The 3386-nt window shown below is 65.6% G+C and carries 2 protein-coding genes and 1 pseudogene; all 3 read right to left on the bottom strand.

Going from position 1 to position 3386, the window contains the following annotated elements; all coding sequences use genetic code 11:
* Positions 1 to 185: pseudogene (locus tag AWB67_RS35305) on the bottom strand (paraquat-inducible protein A); the annotation flags it as partial.
* Entirely contained in the window at positions 182 to 1696 is a 1515-nt protein-coding gene (locus tag AWB67_RS35310; protein WP_087660538.1) for an efflux transporter outer membrane subunit, read from the bottom strand. The gene AWB67_RS35310 and the pseudogene AWB67_RS35305, both read right to left, overlap by 4 nt.
* 1 nt (position 1697) lies before the next feature.
* A partial coding sequence (locus AWB67_RS35315) for an efflux RND transporter permease subunit (protein ID WP_200822397.1) occupies positions 1698 to 3386 on the bottom strand: 1689 nt, incomplete at its 5' end.

A 3386-nucleotide genomic window follows, 5' to 3' on the forward strand; every position in this document is an offset into this window, starting at 1 on the left:
TTCGCGACCCCGAACAGCACGATCGCCGCGACGGTCAGCGCGAGCGAGCGGTTCAGGCTGTCGGGGCGGTTGCGATACAGCTCCGCGCCGCAGCGCGTGCAGCGCGCTGTGCCGCCGCCCGGCAGCACCGTCTCGCGTTGCAGCAGGTCGCACTCGTGGCAGGCGATCAGCGGGGCGTCGTTCATGGAGGCGGCCCCTGCGTGCTTCCTGCCGAGGCCGGCGCCGGCGCCGACGCGGCCGCTTCCGGGGCAACCGGGCCGCCGTTCGCGCCGTACATCGTCGCGGTCATGCGCTCGGCGTTCGTCACCCAGCCGCCGCCCATCGACTTGTAGAGCGTCACCATCGAGTTGAACACCGTGCCCTGCGTCTGCGTGTAGTTCAGTTGCGAGTTGAAGAGGCTGCGCTCGGCGTCGAGCACTTCGATGTAACTCGTGTAGCCGCCTTCATACCGCAGCCGCGCGAGCCGCGCGTAGGTACGCAACGCATCGACCTCGCGGCCCTGCACGACGAGCACCTCGCGCGATTTCTGCAGCCCGATCAGCGAATCGTCGACTTCCTGGAACGCGACCTGAATCGCCTTTTGATAGGAAAAGAGCGCCTGTTGCTGCTGCGCCTCGGCCTGCTTCACCTGACCGGCGATGTTGCCGGCTGTGAAGATCGGCATCGTCACCGAGCCTGCGTACGACCACACGCGCGCCGGCCCCGTGAAGAGGTTGGAGAACTGGCTGCTCGCGGTGCCGAAGAGGCCCGTCAGCGAAATCGACGGGAAGTAGAGCGCTTTCGCCGCGCCGATCAGCGCGTTGGCCGCGATCAGGTTCTGCTCGGCCTGCCGAAGGTCGGGACGGCGCGTGAGCAGTTCCGACGGCAGGCCCGCCGGCACGGTAGGCAGCGCGAGGTCGTCGAGTTCGCGGTCGCGGGTGATCGGCTGTGGGTTGCGACCGAGCAGGATCGACAGCGAATTTTCCTGCTGCCCGATCTGTTGCTCGATCTGCGGGATCGTCGCGAGCGACGATTCGTATTCGGACTGGCTCTGCGACAGCTCCATTTGCGAGACCTGGCCGTACTTGAAGCGCAGGCTGAACACTTTCACCGAATCGGCGCGGCTCGCGGTGGTGGCCTTCGCGATCTCCAGTTGCCGGTCGAGCGACACCAGATTGATATACGACGTTGCCACCGATGCCACCAGCGTCAGAATCGTCGCGCGACGTCCCTCTTCGCTTGCAAGCAGGTTCGCGCGCGCGGACTCGGTCTGACGCCGCAGCTTGCCGAAGACATCGATTTCCCAGGACGCGGAGAGCGTCGCCGAGAACTGGTTGAACACCGGCCCGACGCCCGGCGGCAACGCGGTCGAGCCGAGCGGCAGGCGCTGACGCTCGGCATCGAAACCGGCGGCGGCCTGCGGGAAAAGCTGCGAGCGCGTCGTCTGGAACTGACCGAGAAACTGCTCGACGCGCGCCGCAGCGATCTTGACGTCCTTGTTCTCCGCGAGCGCAATGCCGATCAGCTCGTTGAGCGCGGGGTCCTGGAACTGCTCCCACCAAGCCGTATCGACGATGTCCTTCGCATCGGGACCTGCGAAGCGGAAGGCGGCCGGCGTGTCGACCGTCGGGCGTTCGTAGTTCGGCCCGAGCAGGCATCCGCTCAAGGCGAGCAGCGCAGCGAGCGAAACCGAGGAGAGGAGAGCCGAGGCGCGCATGTCAGTCGTCCTCGCGTCGTGCGGATGGCGTGACCGTCGGGCCGCCTGAAGCGGTGCCCGGCGGCTTCGTGTCATGCGCAGTGCCAGCGGGAGCCGCCCCGGCACCCGGCGTCTTCTTCCCGCCCTTCTTCTCCGACATCGTTTCGAGCACGTAATAGAACATCGGGATGAAGAACACAGCGATTACCGTCGCGCCGAGCATCCCGCCGATCACGCCCGTGCCGATCGAATGGCGGCTGTTCGCCGACGCGCCCGTCGCGATCGCGAGCGGCACGCAGCCGAGGATGAACGCGAGCGACGTCATCACGATCGGACGCAGCCGTTCGCTTGCCGCGGTGACGGCGGCGTCGTAGACGGTCTCGCCCGCCTCGCGGTTCAGCACCGCGAACTCGAAGATCAGGATGGCGTTCTTCGCGGCGAGCGCGACCAGCATCGTCAGGCCGATCTGGAAGTAGACATCGTTCTCCAGCCCGCGCAGAAGCACCGCGAGCAGCGCGCCGAAAAGCGCGAACGGCACCGCGAGCAGCACGCCGATCGGCAGGCTCCACTTCTCGTACTGCGCGGCGAGGATCAGGAACACCATGATCAGGCCGAAGATGAATACGAGACTCGACGTGCCGCTCGCCGTCTTGGCCTCGTAGGCCTCGCCGCTCCAGCCGAGGCCGTAGTCGGCCGGCATCACCTCGTCGGCGGTTTCTTCCAGCGCGGACAGCACCTGCCCCGAGCTGTATCCCGGCGCCGCGTTGGCCGTGATCTTGACCGCCGGAAAATTGTTGAAGCGCGTGACGAGATCCGGCCCCGTCACGTACTTGGTGGTCACGACGGACTTGAGCGGCACCATGTCGCCGGACTTACCCCGCACGAAAATCTGCTCGAGATCCTGCGGCTTCATCCGGTAAGTCGGCTCGGCCTGCAGGATCACCTGCCACAGCCGGCTCGACCGGTTGAACTGCGAGACGTAGAGCGAGCCGAACATCGTCTGCATCGCGCTGTAGACCTCCTCGATCGGGATACCGAGCGTCTCTGCCTTGTCGCGATCCACGTTCACCATCAGTTGCTGCGACGACGCGTTGAACGTCGAGGTGACGCGCGCCAGTTCGGGCCGCTGCTGGGTTTTCGCGAGGAACTGGTTCACGACGCCGGCCAGTTGGGGGATAGTGGCGTCGCCCTTGCTCTGGATCCACATTTCCGTGCCACCGGTCGTGCCGAGACCGGGAATCGAAGGTGGATTGACCGGCAGGATGATCCCCTCCTTCACCTTCGAGAGTTCCGCGTAGGCGCCGAGCAGCACGGCGCGCGCGTTCTGGGTCCGGATATTCTTGGACTCATAGCGCTCGTCGAAACTCTTGAAGCCGATGAAGAAGGCGCTCGCGTTGTTCTTGTTCTGGCTGTCGAGCAGGCTGAAGCCATCGACGACGGTGACGCTGCTCACCGCCGGCTGCTTCATGAAATAGTCGGTGACGTGCTGCGAGACTTCGCCGGTGCGATCGAGGCTCGCCGCATCGGGCATGATGACCGCGCCGAGCAAATAGCCCTGATCCTCGGGCGGCAGGAACGCAGTCGGAACCGCTTTCATCATGACGACCGAGAGCCCGATCATCCCCGCGAACAGCACCAGCGCCACCAGGAAACGCTTGATGACGAGCTTGACCATGCGCGTGTAGCCGTGCGTCATCCGCTCGAAGGCGTT

Origin of the sequence: Caballeronia terrestris, from assembly GCF_001544515.1 — a bacterium.
GTDB lineage: Bacteria > Pseudomonadota > Gammaproteobacteria > Burkholderiales > Burkholderiaceae > Caballeronia > Caballeronia terrestris.